The 18,975-nt window shown below is 58.7% G+C and carries 21 protein-coding genes; 13 read left to right on the plus strand and 8 right to left on the minus strand.

All coding sequences use genetic code 11. The features are described from left to right. From AB7S84_RS09075 to pyk, 4 genes are all read left to right on the plus strand, one after another. On the plus strand, nt 1–1,728 hold a 1,728-nt coding region (locus AB7S84_RS09075), incomplete at its 5' end, for an isoleucine--tRNA ligase (protein WP_428154007.1). A 23-nt stretch (nt 1,729–1,751) separates the two neighbouring features. After that, nucleotides 1,752–2,309, plus strand: a complete 558-nt coding sequence (lspA, locus tag AB7S84_RS09080; protein WP_428154009.1) for a signal peptidase II — start codon at nt 1,752–1,754, stop codon at nt 2,307–2,309. Nucleotides 2,310–2,330: 21 nt separating this feature from the next. Further along, a complete protein-coding gene (locus AB7S84_RS09085; protein WP_428154011.1) occupies nt 2,331–3,791 on the plus strand; it encodes a DNA polymerase III subunit delta in 1,461 nt (486 codons plus the stop codon). Nucleotides 3,792–3,833: 42 nt separating this feature from the next. Next, nucleotides 3,834–5,240, plus strand: a complete 1,407-nt coding sequence (gene pyk, locus AB7S84_RS09090) for a pyruvate kinase (RefSeq protein ID WP_020875050.1) — start codon at nt 3,834–3,836, stop codon at nt 5,238–5,240. 38 nt (nt 5,241–5,278) lie between these two features. Here the strand turns inward: pyk and efp are convergent, their stop codons facing one another. Beyond that, the gene (gene efp, locus AB7S84_RS09095; RefSeq protein ID WP_020875049.1) at nt 5,279–5,842 is read right to left on the minus strand and encodes an elongation factor P; all 564 of its coding nucleotides are present in this window, start codon (nt 5,840–5,842) and stop codon (nt 5,279–5,281) included. A gap of 63 nt (nt 5,843–5,905) precedes the next feature. After that, nucleotides 5,906–6,667: a phosphoribosylanthranilate isomerase gene (locus tag AB7S84_RS09100; protein ID WP_428154014.1), complete on the minus strand. Its 762-nt coding sequence runs from the start codon at nt 6,665–6,667 to the stop codon at nt 5,906–5,908. Nucleotides 6,668–6,948: 281 nt separating this feature from the next. Between AB7S84_RS09100 and guaA the strand changes: the two genes are divergently transcribed. Together guaA and AB7S84_RS09110 are read left to right on the plus strand one after the other, a co-directional pair. Beyond that, the gene (gene guaA, locus AB7S84_RS09105; RefSeq protein WP_428154016.1) at nt 6,949–8,481 is read left to right on the plus strand and encodes a glutamine-hydrolyzing GMP synthase; all 1,533 of its coding nucleotides are present in this window, start codon (nt 6,949–6,951) and stop codon (nt 8,479–8,481) included. Between the two features lie 6 nt (nt 8,482–8,487). Next, the gene (locus tag AB7S84_RS09110) at nt 8,488–9,498 is read left to right on the plus strand and encodes a hypothetical protein (RefSeq protein ID WP_428154018.1); all 1,011 of its coding nucleotides are present in this window, start codon (nt 8,488–8,490) and stop codon (nt 9,496–9,498) included. A gap of 108 nt (nt 9,499–9,606) precedes the next feature. Here the strand turns inward: AB7S84_RS09110 and kdsB are convergent, their stop codons facing one another. From kdsB to AB7S84_RS09130, 4 genes are all read right to left on the minus strand, one after another. Further along, complete coding sequence (gene kdsB, locus AB7S84_RS09115) at nt 9,607–10,338, minus strand: 3-deoxy-manno-octulosonate cytidylyltransferase (protein ID WP_428154050.1); 732 nt, start codon at nt 10,336–10,338, stop codon at nt 9,607–9,609. A 72-nt stretch (nt 10,339–10,410) separates the two neighbouring features. Next, a complete protein-coding gene (locus AB7S84_RS09120; RefSeq protein ID WP_428154020.1) occupies nt 10,411–10,551 on the minus strand; it encodes a hypothetical protein in 141 nt (46 codons plus the stop codon). Nucleotides 10,552–10,620: 69 nt separating this feature from the next. Further along, nucleotides 10,621–11,250, minus strand: coding sequence for a hypothetical protein (locus tag AB7S84_RS09125; protein WP_144016422.1), 630 nt, complete (start codon nt 11,248–11,250; stop codon nt 10,621–10,623). A 55-nt stretch (nt 11,251–11,305) separates the two neighbouring features. Further along, complete coding sequence (locus tag AB7S84_RS09130; RefSeq protein WP_020875043.1) at nt 11,306–11,779, minus strand: hotdog domain-containing protein; 474 nt, start codon at nt 11,777–11,779, stop codon at nt 11,306–11,308. Between the two features lie 239 nt (nt 11,780–12,018). Between AB7S84_RS09130 and AB7S84_RS09135 the strand changes: the two genes are divergently transcribed. Continuing rightward, nucleotides 12,019–12,159: a hypothetical protein gene (locus tag AB7S84_RS09135; RefSeq protein ID WP_428154023.1), complete on the plus strand. Its 141-nt coding sequence runs from the start codon at nt 12,019–12,021 to the stop codon at nt 12,157–12,159. Nucleotides 12,160–12,164: 5 nt separating this feature from the next. Beyond that, a complete protein-coding gene (locus tag AB7S84_RS09140) occupies nt 12,165–12,425 on the plus strand; it encodes a hypothetical protein (protein ID WP_428154025.1) in 261 nt (86 codons plus the stop codon). Nucleotides 12,426–12,482: 57 nt separating this feature from the next. On the opposite strand, the gene AB7S84_RS09145 is transcribed toward AB7S84_RS09140, so the two are convergent. Then, complete coding sequence (locus AB7S84_RS09145; RefSeq protein WP_020875040.1) at nt 12,483–13,034, minus strand: acyloxyacyl hydrolase; 552 nt, start codon at nt 13,032–13,034, stop codon at nt 12,483–12,485. Nucleotides 13,035–13,447: 413 nt separating this feature from the next. Here AB7S84_RS09145 and AB7S84_RS09150 point away from each other — a divergent pair, with 413 nt between their 5' ends. The 5 genes from AB7S84_RS09150 (at nt 13,448) to AB7S84_RS09170 (ending at nt 17,478) form a co-directional block, all read left to right on the plus strand. Beyond that, nucleotides 13,448–13,828: a NifB/NifX family molybdenum-iron cluster-binding protein gene (locus AB7S84_RS09150; protein ID WP_428154028.1), complete on the plus strand. Its 381-nt coding sequence runs from the start codon at nt 13,448–13,450 to the stop codon at nt 13,826–13,828. 12 nt (nt 13,829–13,840) lie between these two features. Continuing rightward, nucleotides 13,841–14,269 (plus strand): iron-sulfur cluster assembly scaffold protein, encoded by a 429-nt coding sequence (locus tag AB7S84_RS09155; protein ID WP_020875038.1) that lies wholly within the window; start codon nt 13,841–13,843, stop codon nt 14,267–14,269. A gap of 52 nt (nt 14,270–14,321) precedes the next feature. After that, nucleotides 14,322–14,576: an FmdB family zinc ribbon protein gene (locus AB7S84_RS09160; protein WP_428154031.1), complete on the plus strand. Its 255-nt coding sequence runs from the start codon at nt 14,322–14,324 to the stop codon at nt 14,574–14,576. 35 nt (nt 14,577–14,611) lie between these two features. Continuing rightward, nucleotides 14,612–15,937, plus strand: a complete 1,326-nt coding sequence (locus AB7S84_RS09165; RefSeq protein WP_428154033.1) for a saccharopine dehydrogenase C-terminal domain-containing protein — start codon at nt 14,612–14,614, stop codon at nt 15,935–15,937. Between the two features lie 323 nt (nt 15,938–16,260). Next, nucleotides 16,261–17,478 (plus strand): aminotransferase class I/II-fold pyridoxal phosphate-dependent enzyme, encoded by a 1,218-nt coding sequence (locus AB7S84_RS09170; protein WP_020875036.1) that lies wholly within the window; start codon nt 16,261–16,263, stop codon nt 17,476–17,478. 5 nt (nt 17,479–17,483) lie between these two features. Here AB7S84_RS09170 and AB7S84_RS09175 read toward each other — a convergent pair whose 3' ends face one another. After that, entirely contained in the window at nt 17,484–18,917 is a 1,434-nt protein-coding gene (locus AB7S84_RS09175) for an efflux transporter outer membrane subunit (RefSeq protein ID WP_020875035.1), read from the minus strand. Between the last annotated feature and the right edge of the window lie 58 nt (nt 18,918–18,975).

Genomic DNA, 18,975 nt, shown 5'->3' on the forward strand with positions numbered 1-18,975 from the left:
GATCGGGGGTGCTTCACCGAAGAGGTGGGGTTGTTCGCGGGACAGTTCGTCTTCAAGGCCAACCCCGAGATCATCAGGAAGCTGCAGGAGAACGGGGCGCTGCTGGCCGAAGAGCGCATCAGGCACTCATATCCGCACTGCTGGCGCTGCAAGCAGCCGGTCATCTTCCGGGCGACGCCCCAGTGGTTCATCTCCATGGACAAGACGGCGCTCAGGGACCGTTCCCTGGCGGAGATCGACCGGGTCCAATGGATACCCAGCTGGGGGCGGGAGCGCATCTACGGCATGATCCAGAACCGGCCGGACTGGTGTGTTTCGCGGCAACGCGCCTGGGGGGTGCCGATAACCGTCTTTTTCTGTGAAGCGTGCGGTGAGGTGATCGTGAGCGAGGAGATCGTCGCGCATGTCTACAATCTTTTCCGGGAGCACGGGGCCGATGTGTGGCTGGAAAGGGATGCTTCCGACCTGGTGCCGCCGGGGACGGTCTGCGGCAAATGCGGCGGCCGCACCTTCACCAAGGAGACCGATATCCTGGATGTCTGGTTCGACTCGGGCGTCAGCCATGCCGCGGTTCTGGAGGCCCGCGACTATCTATCCTGGCCGGCGGACCTTTACCTGGAAGGCAGCGACCAGCATCGGGGATGGTTTCACAGCTCTCTTTTGACGGCTGTTGGGAACCGACAGGCGGCGCCTTACAAAGCTGTCCTGACCCATGGTTTTGTCGTGGACGAGCAGGGACGCAAGATGTCCAAATCCGTCGGCAATGTGGTGGCGCCCAAAGCGGTGATCGACAGATACGGCGCCGAAATCCTGAGGCTCTGGGTTTCCGCTTCCGACTACCGTGACGACGTTCGCATCTCCGAGACGATCCTCAAACAGTTGAGCGACGCCTACCGGCGGATTCGAAACACCTGTCGATTCATGTTGGGAAACCTGTCTGATTTTATGCCGACCCAAAATGCCGTAACTTATGACATGATGCTCGACATCGACAAATACGCACTGCACACCCTTGGCGCTCTGGTGGAAAAAGGACGAAAGGCCTATGATGCCTACGAGTTTCATGTCATTTATCATGCGCTTCACAACTACTGCACGGTCGATCTGTCATCCTTTTATCTCGACATCCTCAAAGACCGGCTCTATACGTCGCCCCCCGATTCGATCGAACGGCGGAGTGCCCAGACGGCCATGTACCGGATTCTGGATGCGGTGGTACGGTTGATGGCGCCTATCCTGCCCTTCACCGCCGAAGAGGTCTGGGCCCATATGCCGGATGTGACGGGGCGGCCCGAAAGCGTTCACCTGCACGCCATGCCCGATGCCGATCCGGCCTGGAAAAACGACGCCCTGGCGCGGCAATGGCGGCAGTTGATCATGGTCCGGGGGGAGGTCACCAAGGCCCTCGAGGCATCGCGGGCCAAAAAAGAGATCGGCCACCCCCTGGACGCCAGGGTCACCATCGGGGCCTCGGGCGATCTCCTGGCGGTCCTGCAGGCCCATGAGGCCGACCTGCACACCTACTTCATCGTTTCACAAATTGAACTCGCCAAGGCGCCCTTCGAAGCGGGTTTTCTCAGCAAGGAGATCGATGGGCTCGCCATCGACGTATCGACGGCTCCCGGTGAAAAATGTGAACGCTGCTGGGTGCACGACCTCACGGTGGGTACCATCGCCGACGCGCCGACCATCTGCAGCCGCTGCAAATCCCAGATCGATGCCCTGTAACGGAATGTCGGGGGAGGACGCTGTTGTCGTCCCCCCCTTTTTTCTGCCGCCGCAAGCCATGGACGGTCCCGGCGGCCCTAAAGGAGCGGATTCCCATCGACAATCGCAAATATCTTCGACTGGTTCTGATCAGTGGTGCCGTCATCGTCATCGACCAGGTCACCAAGGCCTATATTCTGAACGCCATACCGCTGTTCGATTCTATACCGGTGATACCGAATCTTTTCAGCATTACCCACATACAGAACCCCGGCGGAGCCTTCGGACTCCTGGCCGACCAGGCACCCTGGATTCGAAAGGGCGTTTTTTTGATTCTGTCCTCGGTCGCGGCAGCGATCGTCCTCTACTTCCATCACAAGACGCCCAAAACCCATCCATGGCTGGCTGCCGGATTGGCTCTGATCTTCGGGGGTGCGGTCGGCAATCTTATCGATCGATTCCGATTCGGCAGGGTCGTCGATTTTCTTGATTTCCACATCGGCAACGCCCACTGGCCGGCATTCAACGCGGCGGACAGCGCCATTACCATCGGTGTGAGTATTTTTGTTGTCCACCTGGTGTTCAACCGGATGCCGGAATAGCACCGAAAGGGCCCCATACCCATGCCTGAGATACCGTACAACCGTTTCACGCAGTACCTCGGCGAAACCCCGACGGACAAGCTTGCCCGGATCTGGCTGATTCACGGGGAGGAGGCCCTTTGCAAGGACGCGGCCGACGGGTTGGTAAACCGCCTGCTTCCCGGCCCCGAGAGGTCCGTATCTTACGATATCGTCGATAACGACGACATCGGGCTCGCCGTCGAGCGGGTCAGCACCTTTTCACTCTTCTCCGTCGCGCGTGTCATTGCGCTCATGGATTCCCGGATCTTCTATTCACGGGAAGACCATCAGAAATTGTTCCGGAAAGCCCGGGAGGCCATGGATGACGAACAGGTCCCAAAGGCTGCCCGGCATTTTCTGGCCGCCCTGGGGCTCGTGGGTCTTTCGCCCGCGGACGCAGGGCTTCTGGCGTCCGACGCCAAGGGTGGCCGAATGGACCCGGATATCTGGGGGGACGGCGCATGGGTTGCGACGTTGTCGGCCTGGTGCCTTGAAAAGGGGCTTTCTTCCCCTGCCGATACGGATCGATCCGCCGACCTGCAGCAGGCGGTGGAAGGGGGGTTCCCAACCGGCAATTATCTGCTCATCACGACAGATCTCGTCGACAGACGTCGCGGGCTCTACAAGACCATCCTGGAAAAAGGCGTGGTCGTGAACTGTTCGGTACCCATGGGGTCCGGACGAAAGGATGTCGCGGCTCGAGAGGCCCTGCTGGCCGATCACGCCCGATCCATCCTTTCGGAAAGCCGGAAACAGATGGCGCCTGCCGCCTGGCGGATGATGCTGGAGATGATCGGCTTCGATCTTCGCGGTTTGACGACGGGCATGGAAAAACTGATCCGCTTTACCGGGGACGCACCGATCATCACGGCGCCGGATGTGGCGGCGGTTCTCAGACGGACACGCCGGGATCCGGTGTACGAATTGACCGGCGCCCTTTCTGAACGGAATGTCGAAAACGCCCTATTCTACCTGGACGCCCTTCTGGAAGAAGGGTTGGTGCCGCTGCAAATCCTGGCGGCCATGGTCAACGCCGTGCGGCGGATGGTCCTGGCATTGGGGTTCATGACGAGCCCGGGGGGATCGACATGGAAAAGGGGCATCAGTTACACCGATTTTCAGCGGTCCGTCATGCCCGCAGTGACGGCATACGACGAGGCCCTTCTGACAGCCTTGTCCGAGTGGGACGAAACCCGTGAAACGGACGCCGACGGCCCGGATGTTTCCAAGAAGCCCCGGCGAGGCGCGGCCAAACCCAGGACCGATCTGCTCATGGCCCCCAAAGGCCGCAGTCCCTATCCCGTCTACTTGTTGCTCAAAAATGCCGAACGCTTCACCCTCGCCGAACTGATCGAGATCCTGAAGAATCTGCAAGAGACCGACATAAATCTTAAAACGTCCGGGGGGTCCCCCAGGCGGCTTCTGGAATCGGTCATCATCCGAATCTGCCGGGGCCGATGACGGTCAGGTCGTCTTCAGCCTCAATCAATCAAGGAGAACAGCATGATTCCCAAAACCAAAATCATCTGTACCATCGGCCCTGCCAGCAGCTCCCCTCAAGTGCTTCGAGAGCTCATCGACAGCGGCATGAGCGTGGCCCGCCTCAATTTCTCCCACGGCACCCATGAAGAACACCGCCGCATGATCGAGACCGTTCGGGGTTTGTCCGATACCCTGAAAAAACCGGTGGCCATTCTTCAGGACCTCTGCGGTCCCAAGATCCGGGTCGGCGACATCCCCGAGCCGGGGATCCGCATCGAGCCCGGCCAGACCCTGTATTTAACCAGTCGGAATGTGGCGGGTACCCAGGAACGGGTATCGGTTTCCTATCCGGATCTGCACCGGGAGGTTCGAGCGGGCGACGTCATCCTTCTCGCCGACGGCATGATGGAGTTGACCGTCAAAGAGACACTTGCCGACGAAATCCGATGCGAGGTGATCACAGGCGGCGTCCTCACCTCCCACAAGGGCGTCAATCTGCCCACCGGCAGCGTCAAGGTGAAAGCCCTGACCGACAAGGATCGTGAGGATCTGGCCTTCGGCCTGGAAAACGACGTGGACTACGTCGCCTTGTCGTTTGTCAGACAGGCCCGGGATATCCGGGAGTTGAAAGAGATTATCGCCGCCGCGGGAAAGGACACCCCGGTTATCGCCAAGATCGAAAAACACGAAGCCATCGCCAACATGGACGAGATCATGGCTGCGTGCGACGGGATCATGGTGGCCCGGGGGGATCTGGGCGTCGAGATTCCTTTGGAGAACGTTCCGGGCATCCAGAAACGACTGGTCTCCGCAGCCAATGCCAAAGGCAAGCCGGTGATCATCGCCACGCAGATGCTGCGATCCATGGTCAAGGCGCCGAGACCGACCCGGGCCGAGGCCACCGACGTCGCCAATGCCGTTCTGGACGGCGCCGACGCCATCATGCTTTCGGAGGAATCGGCCAGCGGGGACTTCCCGGTGGAGGCGGTGCGATTCATGGCGCGCATCGTGGTCAGTGCCGAAAGCAATTTCCCGCATCGGCGCTTCCTTGGCATGATGCCGCACAAAGACGTGTCCGAATCCGTGGCCCATGCCTCGTGTGTTCTGGCCAACCATCTGGATGCCGCCGCCATAGTGGCCACCACGAGATCGGGGTTCACGGCCATGCAGATTTCCCGTTTCAGGCCCGGATGTCGGCTTATCGCCCTATCGCCCGAACCCGGAACGATCCGTCGACTCGCCCTCTTCTGGGGATGCATACCCAGCTACGTCGAGGAAACCCGGAACACCGACGAGCGCATCGAGAAGGCTGCGATCTCGGCTATCGGGACCGGAAACGTCCAACCGGGCGACCTGGTGGTCATCACCACCGGACATCCCGTCTGGGCCGCGGGCACCACCAACATGATACGGGTGAAGCAGTTGTAGCACCCACAACCGGCAGAACGGCGCCCACCCGCGGCAGGCTATTCTTTCACGCGCTCGACATATTCCCCGGTCCGGGTATCGATGCGCAGCATTTCGCCTTCATTGATGAACGGCGGCACCTGAAGCACGTACCCGGTTTCCAGGGTGGCGGGCTTGGTGCTGCCGGCAGCGGTGTCCCCCTTGGCCCAGGGCTCGGCCTCGATCACCCGAAGGTCCACAAAGTTTGGCAGGGTCAGGCCGATGGGTTTCCCCTCGAAGAGGAGGACGTTACAGACCGTGTTGTCCTTGAGGAAATTCTTGCTGTCGCCGACCTGGTCCTCGGTCATCAGTACCTGCTCATAATTGGAGGTGTTCATGAAACAATAGGTGGTACCGTCGTGATACAGATATTCCATCTCCTGCTCTTCCAGATTGGCCTCGTTGAATTTGTCCCCCGAACGGTAGGTTCGCTCGAATTGATTCCCGGTGACCATGTTCTTGAGCTTGCACTTGTAAAGCGCCTGTCCCTTGCCGGGCTTGACAAACGAAAATTGCGTTATGATATAAGGATCACCGTCGATTTCGATTTTAAGACCTTTTCTCAGGTCGCTGCTTTCATACATGTTGGGTCTTTCCTCCTGAAGCATGTGGATTGTTAAGGTGAAAACTGTTAAGGTGAAAAAAACTCAGGATATGGGATCGGGCGCGGCGGCCCTGCGGGCTTCGTCGATAAACCGTCGCACACGCGCCATGTCTTTTCGGAAACGGATGGGGCGGCCTTTGGCATCCAGGGCATTGGTGCCGGTGCAGGAGTCGACTCCCGCGGGTCGAACGGCAAGGACGGCCTCATGCACGTTCTCGGGCGAAAGGCCTCCGGCCAGAATGACGGGAATCGGGCTCCATGCCGCCAGCGCCTTTGCGACGCACCAGTCGCAAGTCCGGCCCGTGATGCCGACAAATCCCTTTACGGGCTGACGATCCTGTGAACCCGAAGGCGCGAGAACCAGGGTGTCCGTCAGGAAGATATCGCTGATCGGCGCGAACATCTCCGCCAGCGCGAGGCTGGGCACCGCCCCTCCCCTTCCCGAAGGCCCGACGGGAATCGCCCGGATGATGCCGACGGTCGGATAGCGCCGTCGAATCTGCTCCTGCAGAAGGATCATATTACGGCATTCCGGTAAGATCCCTGGCCCGTCGGACAGGGCATCGCAGAAATGGACATACTCCGGCTGATAATGGTCGAGGACCCGGAACACGGTTTCCGGGGTGTTGAAAAGCGGGATGATGCTGTGGCGGGCGCGTCCGCGGGAGGCATCGACAGCCGCTTTGACGCCGGCATCCCGCCATCCGGATTCACTCGTCAATACGCTCCCGATGTGATCGACGCCCATGGAAACCAGCGTTTCCGTCTCCTCGGGTGTCTGAATCTCGTAAATCTGGACAATCATTCGACGGCAATCATCGCGTAACGGCAAAAAAAGGTTCGGGATACAATAAGGGTTGACGGTCAGTGTTTCCGCGCCCGACGTCGGCTGTCGGGCACCGCCGTCGTCAGGCCTTCAGCGCCGGCGGACGACGGCCGGTCGGGTTACGATTTAAGTTGACTTTTAGGGCGGTGTTTACCATATTCGGCTTGTTTCCGCAAACCGTTTCATGCGGAAACGACGTGATTCAATGGGGTTGACCGGTCAGGCCCCGATACCCCCACCAATCTCAGGAGCCACAGGACATGATTATCATCATCGATTTCGGTTCGCAATACAATCAGCTCATCGCCAGGAGGGTTCGGGAGAGCCGGGTATATTGCCAGATCACGGCGCCCACCCTTACCCTGGACGAGATCGAGGCGCTTCGTCCGGAGGGCATCATCCTTTCAGGCGGACCGTCGAGCATCTACGCCGAGAACAGTCCCAGGACGGATCCGGGGATCTTTGAACTGGGCATTCCCGTGCTCGGCATCTGTTACGGCATGCAGTTCATGATCGATGTCCTGGGGGGAAAGGTGCGGGGCGCGGGAAAACGGGAATACGGATTTGCCGAGTTCACCGCCGGGCAATCCGAGGGACTTTTCAAGGGGATATCGGAGCGAACCATGCCGTGCTGGATGAGCCACGGAGACGCAGCCGAAACCCTGCCGCCGGGATTCGAGATCATCGGGTCCACCCGGAACACGAAAATCGCGGCCGTGGCCCATCCCGGGAAGCGGCTGTTCGGGCTCCAATTTCACCCCGAGGTGGAGCACACCCCCAAAGGGAAGCGGATTCTCGAAAATTTCCTGTTTGACATCTGCGGATGCAAACCGGAATGGACCATGACATCGTTTGCCGAGGAGGCCGTCGCGGCCATCCGTGAGCAGGTCGGCGACAAAAAGGTGATCCTGGGGCTGAGCGGCGGCGTCGACTCCTCCGTCACCGGGCTGTTGATTCACCGGGCCATTGGATCGAACCTCACCTGCATCTTCGTCGACAACGGCCTGCTTCGAAAAAACGAGATGGAAAAGCTGAAGATATCGCTTCGGCAACACCTCAAAATGAACATCCGCTTCGTCGAGGCAAGCGATCTGTTTCTCGACGCCCTTTCCGGCGTGGCGGATCCGGAGCGGAAGCGAAAGATCATCGGCAGGATCTTCATGGATGTCTTCGAGGCCGAGGCCCGAAAGATCACGGATGTCGAATTTCTGGCACAGGGCACCCTCTATCCCGACATCATCGAGTCGGTTTCGCCCTTTGGCGGGCCCACCGCCGTGATCAAATCCCATCACAACGTCGGCGGACTGCCCGAGAAGATGCAGCTCAAGCTGGTGGAGCCCCTCAAGTTCCTTTTCAAGGACGAGGTCCGCCAGCTGGGTGAAGCCCTCGGCCTGGATGAGGAGCTGGTCTGGCGACAACCCTTTCCAGGTCCCGGACTCGCCATTCGGGTCCTGGGGGAGATCACGAGAGAGCGTCTCGATGTTCTCAGAGAGGCCGATGCCGTTCTGCTGGAGGAGATTCGAAAGAGCGGGTATTACCGCAAACTCTGGCAATCCTTCGCGGTATTGCTGCCCATCAAGAGCGTCGGGGTCATGGGGGATCAGCGGACCTATGAGAACATCCTGGCCGTCCGGGCCGTCACCAGCAGGGACGCCATGACCGCCGACTGGGCCAGGTTGCCCCATGATCTTCTGGGGACGATTTCCAACCGCATCATCAACGAAGTGAAAGGCGTCAACCGGGTTGTTTACGACATCAGCTCCAAGCCGCCCGCAACCATTGAATGGGAATAACGGACTATGAATCAGAAATCATCGTCATCCGGCTTCAGGCTCGGCTCCGACGATGAGGGGACGGACCCCTATAAAGAATACGTGCCCCCCAAGCCCGGCCGTCGAGGCAACGAGGATCCCCGCGTCGCGAAGTTGAGCCGACGCCTGACGATTACAAGCCTCCTGATGCCCGTGCTCGTCGCGCTCATGGTGGTGCTGGGGTACGGGCTCCTGGAAAAACGTGCCGCGAAAATACGAAACGACGACACCCAGACGGTTCAGGCGCTGATGGCGGAGCTTTCCGAACTCGAGGCCGCCTCCGGACGCCTGGAAGAGCAGGTTGCCGAAACGGCCCGAAGGCAGGAGAGCCTGAACCAGCGGATGATCGAGAGGGAAACCCCCATGAACGAAGCGTTTCTGGCCTTCGAAAAGATGTCGGAGACCCTCGGAAAAGTTGAAGAAAGACTGAATGGCATCGACGAGAAGCTGGGACGGGCGGAGGTCCGTTTACAGCGGATCGACGCCGACAAGGCCAATGCCGACCGGGTAGCGGCGCTGGAAAAAGCATTCGAGGATCTGAAAAAGACGGACCTGGCCACACGCGATGCGCGCCTCGCAGCCCTGGAGGGCGACATCGAACCGGTGAAGTCGGATCTCCAGAGGATTCAGGGCGTACTCTCCGCCATCGAGGAGGACCGCACCCGGGATCGGGCCGAACTCCGGGAAACCGTCGAAAGCGCCAAGGCGGAACTGGGGGGTCTGTCAAAGGACTACCGGCAGTTGAAGAAGGACCTGGTCGATGTGCTCTCGGGGACCATCGATCAGAAGGAGCTCAATCGGGCCGTTCAGAACATGGAAAAGAATTATCGGGCCGAGGTGAAAGGCTTGACCCGAAGCCTCGATGCCAAGGATCGGACCCTATCCCTGCTGCAGTCGCAGATCAAAAACCTGGAAAGCCGTGTCGCGGCGCTGGCCCGGAGCCGGACCCCTTTGGGAACGCCCAAGCCCGGAGCGTTCATCGAGCAGAACATCGACTGAACCGTCTCCGGCAGATCCCGGCGGCACCTGAACCAAGCCGGGCAAGGATCTGAAGTCCCCCCCGACATGACGGCTGAATCGCGAACCAGAGGGGGCATGCTCCCGCGCTCATCCCATCAGCGCTTCTATCCTCGGGATATCTTCCGGGAGATCGACCTCGGGCGAATCATAGGGCGTGACCACAATCCTGATCTTGTGGCCGTATTCCAGGGCGCGCAACTGTTCCAGCTTTTCAATGGCCTCCAGGCGACCCTCGGGAAGTTTTCGAAACATTTCCAGAAAGCCCCGGGTATAGGCATAGACGCCCAGATGTTTGTAGGTGTCGAAAGGGATTCCGGAATCGCGGCCAAAGGGTATGGGCGATCTGGAGAAATAAAGCGCATATCCGCGGACGTCGAAGGTGACCTTGACATCCTTGGGATTGGTGATCTCCCGGGGATCGACGATTTTATAGGCCAGGGTCGTCATGCCCGCCTCGCCATCCGAAAAAAACGGGGCCGTGACGTGCTTCAGGCACCTGGGATCCAACAGCGGCTGATCCCCCTGGACATTGATGACGATGTCGTCCATGGCGAGCGCCATCCGGGCGGCCGCCTCCGCGACCCGGTCCGTCCCCGAACGGTTCTCCCCCGAGGTCATGACGGCTCGGCCGCCGAAGCCGCTTACCGCTTCCGCGATCCGCTGATCGTCCGTGGCAACCACCACGTCCGTGACGTTTTTTGCCCCAAGGGCGGCCTCGTAGACCCGCTGAATCATGGGTTTACCCAGAATCAGGGCCAGGGGCTTGCCCTCGAACCGGCTCGAGCCGAACCTCGATGGAATAATGACGGCGATCTTCATCTGACGGATTCTCCATTCCGTGTCGAATGAAACATTCAAGGTGACTTCTTTTAGGGCGTTGGGATCATCGAATCAAGCATTTTTTGCATCAATCAGGCTGAAGACTGAATAGGCTGAAGGGGCATAAACGCCCCGTTCATCAAAAATGCACCCTTCAGTCTTTTCAGCTTTCCTTATGGTGAGCGGAAAGACGCTGAAGATGATAAAGGGCATAAAGGCTCCATTCGTCAAAGACGCACCCCTTCAGCCTTCAGTCTTTAGCCTTCAGCCTTCAACTACTCGTCAGAACGGCCAGAGGCAGCAGCCGCTCCGGCGTTTGAATTCGCCTTCGCATGATGAGAGCTGTTGACGATATTGCAGGCTTCGGCGTCGAACGGACCCCGCAATCCGCTTCAGCCCCGGTTTTTTCCGCCAGGATCCCCGATTGTAGCCCGCGTGCCCTTCGTGATAAGCGATATAAAGGTGGTAGGCATCACTGTTGGAAATGCCGCAGCGGATACGGCTGAGACGGCAGTACCACCCGACAAAATCGACGGCGTCGCCAAAATCGTCCCGATCCGCGAAACGACTCCCGGCCTGGGATTGGTATTCGTTCCATGTGGCGTCGAGAGCCTGCGGGTATCCGTAGGCCGAGGACGGTCGAGGCCCCGGGAAGATGAACAGGCATGTGGTTCGCGGGGGTTTTGCATCGGCCCGGAACCCGGATTCCCGGTCGATGATGGCCATGATTACGGGAATGGGAATTCCCCAGCGCTCGCCGGCGGCGGCGGCGTCATCGTACCATTCGGGCCGTTCCCGGAAGATGTCGCAGAGGTTCCTGGTGTGCCTGGGCGGATGAGTTGCGCATCCGCCTGATATCAGGAGGAGCGCCGTGACGGCAAGGATCAGGGAGGGCATGACAAGTCGTCGCATGAATTTACTATCGCCCGCGTCAGCGGGCGATGTCAACTCCCGATTTTTGCCGGATTCACGCTTTGGGTTTCATGGCATCGGGCATTTTTACCGCGACGACTTCCCCCCGGGCGCAAACCTTTCCACCGGCTGACAGCGTCGATTCGATGATGACTTTTTTCCCCTTGATCTCCTTGATTTTTCCGCGGATTTCCAGAGGTCCGTCTATCGGGGTCGGTGCGAGAAAATCTACGTGAAGAGAGGCCGTCACGAACCGCAGCGCCGGTTCGGTGTCCATTCCGCGTCCCTCGGCCCTATATGCGGCTGCGGCGGCCGTACCGGTGGAATGGCAGTCGATCAGGGACGCGATGAGACCCCCGTAAACATAGCCGGGTATGGCGGTATGATAAGGTTCAGGCGTATAATGGGTGACGGTTTCCTCCCCATCCCAGTAACTCTTGATCTGGTGCCCCTTCTCGTTCAGGCGTCCGCATCCGTAGCAGTGGCTCACGTCATCGGGATAGTAGTCTTGAAATGCGCGTTCGGTCATATGGTTCTCCTTTCGAAATGTTACGGTTGGAAAATCGCACGCTAAAGAGACTCATCTCAATAGCACGTTCCGACCCTTGACACAAGAGGGGGATCGCAATTATTCTATCGTAACATGCAGTCTCTCTTTAGGCTGAAGACTGAAGGGGTGCGCCTGTGACGATCGTCGCTTTTATGCCCCTTCAGTCTTCAGTCTTGAGCCTTCAGTCTTTTAAAGCGACTCAAGGAAAGGCGCGGACAATGCTGAAATCGCCGGTTACCCGAAAGGACTGGAAGGCATTTTTCAGGAAAATGCCCGTGGTGATTCTCGTGCTGATACTGGTGATGCTGGGGATACGGTTCGTGATCACCGGCTTGTTTCACTGGTTATACGGCGGGTAGCATCGATGTTATGGGTAATCAAACAGGTGCTGTTGATCCTGGCGGGATGTTTCTTCCTGGCCTTCGGGGTGTCGATCTTGATTCAATCCTACAGCCTGAAGGACCCCTTTTCCTTTGTGCTGACCTTTTTCGGCTCGAATCTCATGATTCTGATCAGCGCCGCCATCCTTCTCGGCCTGATATGGCGTCTTGTGTCGGTCTACCGTGAACTGCGCAGACGTCAGACCGAGGCCCCCGTCGCGCCGGACGAGGATGGGGGCGAATGAGCGACGCCCCGGACGGCGGGCATGTGCTGATCCGGCCGTCCGGGAGACACCGCGACGTCAGAATTTCAGGGAAAGCTCCATAACGTGGAAATCCACACCCGGGTTGCTGTCGTAAATGTTTGCATTGGAGATGTGCTGCCATGCATATCCGATCATGAGGGACTCGCTCAGGTTGATCCTGAGACCGAGGTCGGATGAGAAAGCGAACCAGCCCCCGAGATCGGCCTGCCCATATCGATGATCACTGAGGGCGCTCGGCCGGACGGATCCAAAGGCCGTCAGCGGACGCCATGGAAATTCCAATTCGAGTTGCGGACCGACGCCCACCATGAGCCCGTCGTCTCCGGCAGCGTGCAGCAGGCTCCCGGCAATGACAAGCGCAGACTTGAGAGACCACCCCCCGCCCCATTCCAGATGAGGTGGAAGACCCACCCTGCCGTTGATTTCGTAAAGATGAAAATACTCCAGGGTCGAATCCGCATCGAAGCCCATTCTTACGGAAATATCCAGCGGCGTGAATTCAGCCGCGGCGGCGGCAGGTATCATTGCGGCAACGGCGATCCAAACGGCCATGCCCATCCCCACAAAGGCGTTTCTCATCGTTTTCATAGATTTTTCTCCTTTTATTGATGCTATAGGCTGAAGACTGAAGACTGAAGGCTGAAGGGGCATAAAAGCGACGCCCTTTACAGGATGTCTATCCCTTCACAACCGCTATCTTGACGCTCTTGCAAAAAAAAAAATCAGCATCGAGGTGCTATCCGCATTGTATTGCTGTTGTACGAGTACACCAGCGCTGTAATCTGTGTCAAATTTTGGCTAAGCGACGTTATATTATATCAACCTTCAGTCTTCAGCCTTCAGTCTTCAGCCTTCTATGGTCTTTTTGTTCCGAGGGCAAAAAGAAAATGAACCGCTGAACCTCCCTGTCCGGGAGGCCGGGGCGTCCTAAAACTGACTTGACACACGCCCATTTTAAGCCTATCTAAAGTCTTTTAATAATCATCTTCAAGGAGTATGGAATGAGAATCGCATTTCCCAGCACGGAAAAACTCGGGCTGGACAGCCCGGTCTACGCGCATTTCGGATCAGCGCCATATTTTGTAATCGTCGACGCCGACGGCGGCGGCGTGGAAACCGTCGAAAACAAAGATCTCCATCATTTGCACGGTAATTGTCAACCCCTGCGTGCCCTGGGAGGAATATCCGTCGACGCAGTCGTTGTCGGCGGCATCGGACGCGGCGCACTGACGAAACTGAATCAGGAAGGGATCGTCGCATATCGGGCCGTTGAGGGATCGGTTTCGGAAAACCTGGCATTGATCAAAAACGACGGACTTCCCCGGTTCAACATCGACCAGACCTGCCAGGGCCATGGCCGCAACGGCGAATGCATTCACTGAAGGGATGATGACATGAATCAGCAACAGTCCGCAGAGTCGGCCGGCGCGGCCGAAGTCCACAAAATGTTGGCGGAGTCGGGATATTCCGACAAGGCTATCGCTTACTACATTGAAAAGCCCTATATGGGCGTCATCCCCGACGCCGATCAGGCCTCTCACATGACCGGAACCTGCGGGGACACCATGGGGATCTATCTGAAGATCGAGGACGGCGTCATCCAGGACGCGCGGTATGAGGTGATGGGATGCGCGGGAGCCGTATCCGCGGCCATGGCCGCCGTGGACCTCATCAAGGGGAAAACCATCGAGGAGGCCGGAAAACTGAATGACGGCGATATTTTCAGGGTTCTCAAGGAGATCCCCGCAAAAAAACATCACTGCATCCAGTTGGCGGTCAAGACGCTCAAAAAAGCGCTCGACGAATATCAATCCAACGGATAGCCGCCCGGAACGTAATGCCGTCACGGAACGTCAACACTATCGGAGGAATGCCATGCCGCTGTTCGAATTTTTGTGCGGAGATTGTGGAAAAACCTGTGAGATCCTTGTAAGATCATCCGATGAACCGCCGTCTTGCCCGGATTGTGGAAGCAGTCGCCTGAAAAAACTGCTGTCGGTTCCCTCCGCCGTATCGGGGGTCGCCCGCCATGGGATACCGGGCCCCGGCGATACGGGATGCTGCGGGGCCACGCCCGGACATGCCGGATGCGCCGGTCCCGGAAGCTGCTGCGGACGTGCCGGGAGATGACTGCATACCGCACTAACGTAAGCAAGGAGTGAATCGTGAAAAACATACTCGTATTGGGTGCGGGTTTCGTCACCCGGCCTTTGGTCGCCTATCTGCTGAATCAGCCGGATATCCGCCTGACTATGGCCACCCGGACCGTCGAGAAGGCTCTGAAGGTCATCGACGGTCACCCCAACGGTAACGCCGTCCAGGTGGACGTGCAGGATCGCGAGGCCCTCGAACGGCTTGTCAAGTCGGCGGACATTGTCATCAGCCTGCTGCCCTGGATCTATCACGTGGACGTGGCCGGACTGTGCCTGGTTCATAAAAAACATCTCGTGACCACCTCTTACGTAAAACCGGAAATGGCGGCCCTGGATGACGAAGCCAGGGCCTCGGGGCTCTTGTTCCTCAATGAAATCGGGGTGGACCCCGGTATCGATCACATGGCCGCCATGCAGGTGATCGACGGCGTCAAGGACGCGGGCGGCGAAATTGAAAGCTTCTATTCCTACTGCGGAGGGCTCCCCTCTTTTTCCAGCAACACCAACCCCTTCGGGTACAAATTCTCCTGGAGCCCATCGGGGGTGCTGCTGGCGGCTACCAATGACGGACGCTATCTCAGGGACGGGGAAGTCGTCGAGGTTTCCGGCGACGCCCTTTACAACCACTCCCGGCTCGTGGACGTTCCCGGCGCCGGCACCTTCGAGGCCTATGTCAACCGTGACGCCCGACCCTATATGGAGATCTACGGCATCGGTTCCGCCCGTTCAATGTATCGGGGAACCCTCAGAAACATCAGCCATTGCGAGTCGTGGCACTGTTTCAAAAAGATCGGCCTGTTGAATCGGGAACGCACCTTCGATTTCAACACCACCTCTCCCCGGGAGGTCATCGCGGCACTGGTGGGGGGCAATGGAAAGGATATCGTTCAGGATCTGGCCGGATCTCTCAAGATCCCGCCGTACAGCGTGGCCATCAAAAAACTGGCGTGGCTGGGTCTTCTGGACGATGTCATGCTGCCGTTGGGCACGGCCGCACCCTTCGATATGTTTGCTTACGTGCTTGAACGAAGACTGGTATACGCCCCGGGCGAAACCGACCTCCTGGTCCAGCACCACGAGTTTACGGCGACATACCCCGACGGCGGAAAGGAGAAAATCTCCGCCACCATGGTCGAAACGGGCATTTCCGGCGGGGACAGCGCCATGTCTCGAACGGTCGGTCTCCCGGCGGCCATCGCCACCCGGATGCTGGCGGAAGGGAAGATACGAATGACGGGCGTCCATCGACCGGTGGTCCCGGAGATCTATGGTCCGGTGCTGGCAGAACTTTCCGGCATGGGGATCCGGCTGCACGAAACCAGGGAGACCCTGGCTTAAGCCGAAGTTCGCTGTTGCTTTGGGCGTCGACGACAATAATCCGATTGACAAACCCGGAGCGATTCACTTAAAGTGCATATGATGTAACTGATGACCTTACCCTTATCGATCTTGTAGCGCCATGAAAATCAAACCGGCATCTCTCGCCGCCGCCGCCGCGACCAGCACAGTCCCGGCGATACACGGCTGCGAGTAAGTTTTAAACAGACTTTTTTTCGCACCCCAGACGCCACGGACTGTAAGGCTTTCCCGTGGCGTTTTTTGTTTCAAGCCCCGGTCGAGCCAAGGCCCGCGGTCTTCCTGGGGTTTCAAAGGAGGATGCAATGAGCCCCACGGAAAATATTCAATTCGCCAAGCGGATGGAGCAACTGCCGCCGTATCTTTTCGGGATGATCAATCACATGAAGACCGAAAAACGTCTGAACGGGGACGACGTGATCGATCTCGGCATGGGGAATCCCATTGATCCCACCCCGGAACCCATCGTTCAAAAACTCTGCGAAGTCGCCAGGGACCCCAAGACGCATCGTTACCCCATTGCATCGGGGCTCAAGAACCTGAAGCGCGAAATTGCCAAGAACTACGCCGAAGATTACGGTGTAACCCTGGACGAAGATGATGAGGTCATCTGCACCATCGGGTCCAAGGAGGGCATCTCCCATATGTGCCTGGCGGTTGTCGGCCCGGGGGATACGGTCCTGGTTCCCGCACCGGCCTTCCCCATTCACATCTATGCGGTGACCATCGCCGGCGGCAACGTGATCCGGATTCCCCTGTCCTCCGAGGAAACCTTTCTGAAGCAGATCGCCCAGATGTGCGAATCCCTCTATCCGCCGCCCAAGGTTTTGATGCTCAATTATCCCCACAATCCCACGGCGGCGGTGGCGACCCAAAGCCTGTATGCGGAGGTTGTGGCCATGGCCAGGAAGTACCGATTCCTGGTGCTCCATGATTTCGCGTATGCCAAGATCACCTTTGACGGATATACGGCACCCAGCTTCATGGAGATCCCCGGCGCCCGGGACGTGGGGGTCGAGTTTGGATCCTTTTCCAAGTCCTACAACATGGCGGGCTGGCGATTGGGGTATTGCGTCGGCAACAAGCAGCTCATCGCGGGACTTGCCAAGATCAAAGGGTATTACGACTACGGCATTTTTTCGCCGATCCAGGTTGCGGGCATCGTTGCCCTCAGAGAATGCGGAGAGGACGTCGTCCATCAGGTCGCCATCTACCAGAACCGCCGGGACGTCCTCTGCCGTGGTCTGGAGAGCATGGGATGGGAGGTCACCCCACCCAGGGCGGGAATGTTTGTCTGGGTCAGGATTCCAGAACCTTACAACGAAATGGGATCCATGGAATTTTCCATCCGGATGATGCGTCATGCCAACGTGGCCATGGCGCCGGGGATCGGTTTCGGCAAGGAGGGAGAAGGATATCTGAGATTGGCGCTTGTGGAAAACGAACATCGCATCCGACAGGCGCTGCGTCAGATCAAGCGGGCCTTGCCGGATGTTCTGACGGATTACCGTCAAAGCGCCTGAAGGACCTAATAGCGGGAAAGCGAGCGCCCTGGTTCGGTCTCCCAACTCCCGCCGATGGCCTTTACCAGCGCTACTGCGCTGAGATACCGTTGACCGCGGAGCCGGGTTTTGAGAAGGAGATTGTCCAACAGGGTCCGCTCCGCGTCCAGCACCGACAGGTAATCGACCAACCCGCCTTCAAACTGTTCCATGGACAGCCGATAGGCTTCATCGGCCGATTGAACCGCCTGCTCGTTGGCACGCTGCTGCCGTTCCAGCAAAGACACGCTGACCAGTGCATCTTCGACCTCCCCGAACGCCTGAACGATCGTCTGGCGGTAGGCGGCATACATCTCGGCATAGCGGGCTCTGGCCCGCTCCAGTTCGGCGATGTTTCGTCCGCCCTCGAAAAGCGGGATGTGTATGTTGGGCAGGATGCCCCAGGCAAAGCTCCGGGCATCGAACAGGTCCGAGGCTCGGGTGCTGCTGTAACCGATGTTCGCACCCAGGGTCACCTGGGGGTACAAAGCCGCTGCGGCGACGCCGACCCGGGCGTTTTCAGCGGCCATTATCCGTTCGGCCCGGCGAATGTCCGGGCGGGCGATCAACAGCACCGACGGCAGCACCGACGGCATATCAGGGGGCGGGTTGTCGAGCGGGGCCGGTGCCAGGGAAAGCTCGACCGGTGTTTTTCCGAGAAGCGTTGCAACAGCGTTTTCCAAAAGGGTCCGATCCCGCTGCAACGAAAGCAGGAGAGCTTCGGTGGCCCTGAGTTCCGCCTCGGCCCGAGCGACCGGGAGGCGCGAAATCACCCCGAGCATGTGCCGGTTTTTCAGGATGGTGAGAGACTCCCGGCGGACCTCGATCGTCCGGGAAACGATGCGGATGTCGTCGTCGAAGGCACGCATGGCAAAATAGGTGACGGCGATTTCGCTCTGCAGAATGAGCCTCAATCCGTTGTCGTCCTCCACAACCGCTTCGGCGTCGGCAAGGCTTGCCGCATAACCGCTTCGAATCCGGCCGAAGAGATCGAACTCGTAGGCAACGTTCAACGGCGCGGTCCAGGTGGTGAAGGTGCCGCCCTGATTGGTTTCAATGGTTTCGGAAACACCGCGCCGGGCATAACCGGGGTCCGCCGAAAGGGCGGGAAAGAGGTCCGATCGGCTCGCCCGGGCGATCGCTCTGGCTTGTGTGATGCGATGCGCGGAGGCGGCCAGCTCGTAATTGTCGGTCATGGCGGCTTCCACAAGGCGATTCAGGGTCGCGTCCTCGAAGCGCTCCCACCATTTGCCCGAGAGGGGCGCCGCCAGGGTTTGATGGGGACTGGCGGCATACTTGAAGGTTCCGGGGGGGGCGACCCCCGGGTTCAGATGTTCGGGGCCCACCATGCAGGCAGATAGGATGAAAACCAGCAGAGCCGCCGAAGCCGGCCGGATGAGTTTTTTGTCGGGTAAACGCATGATGAAAAACACTCCAGGAGATCCCGCCGTCGGGATCGATGTTCATTCAGAAACCGGA

The organism is Desulfococcus sp., assembly GCF_050178255.1.
Taxonomy (GTDB): Bacteria; Desulfobacterota; Desulfobacteria; order Desulfobacterales; family Desulfococcaceae; genus Desulfococcus; species Desulfococcus multivorans.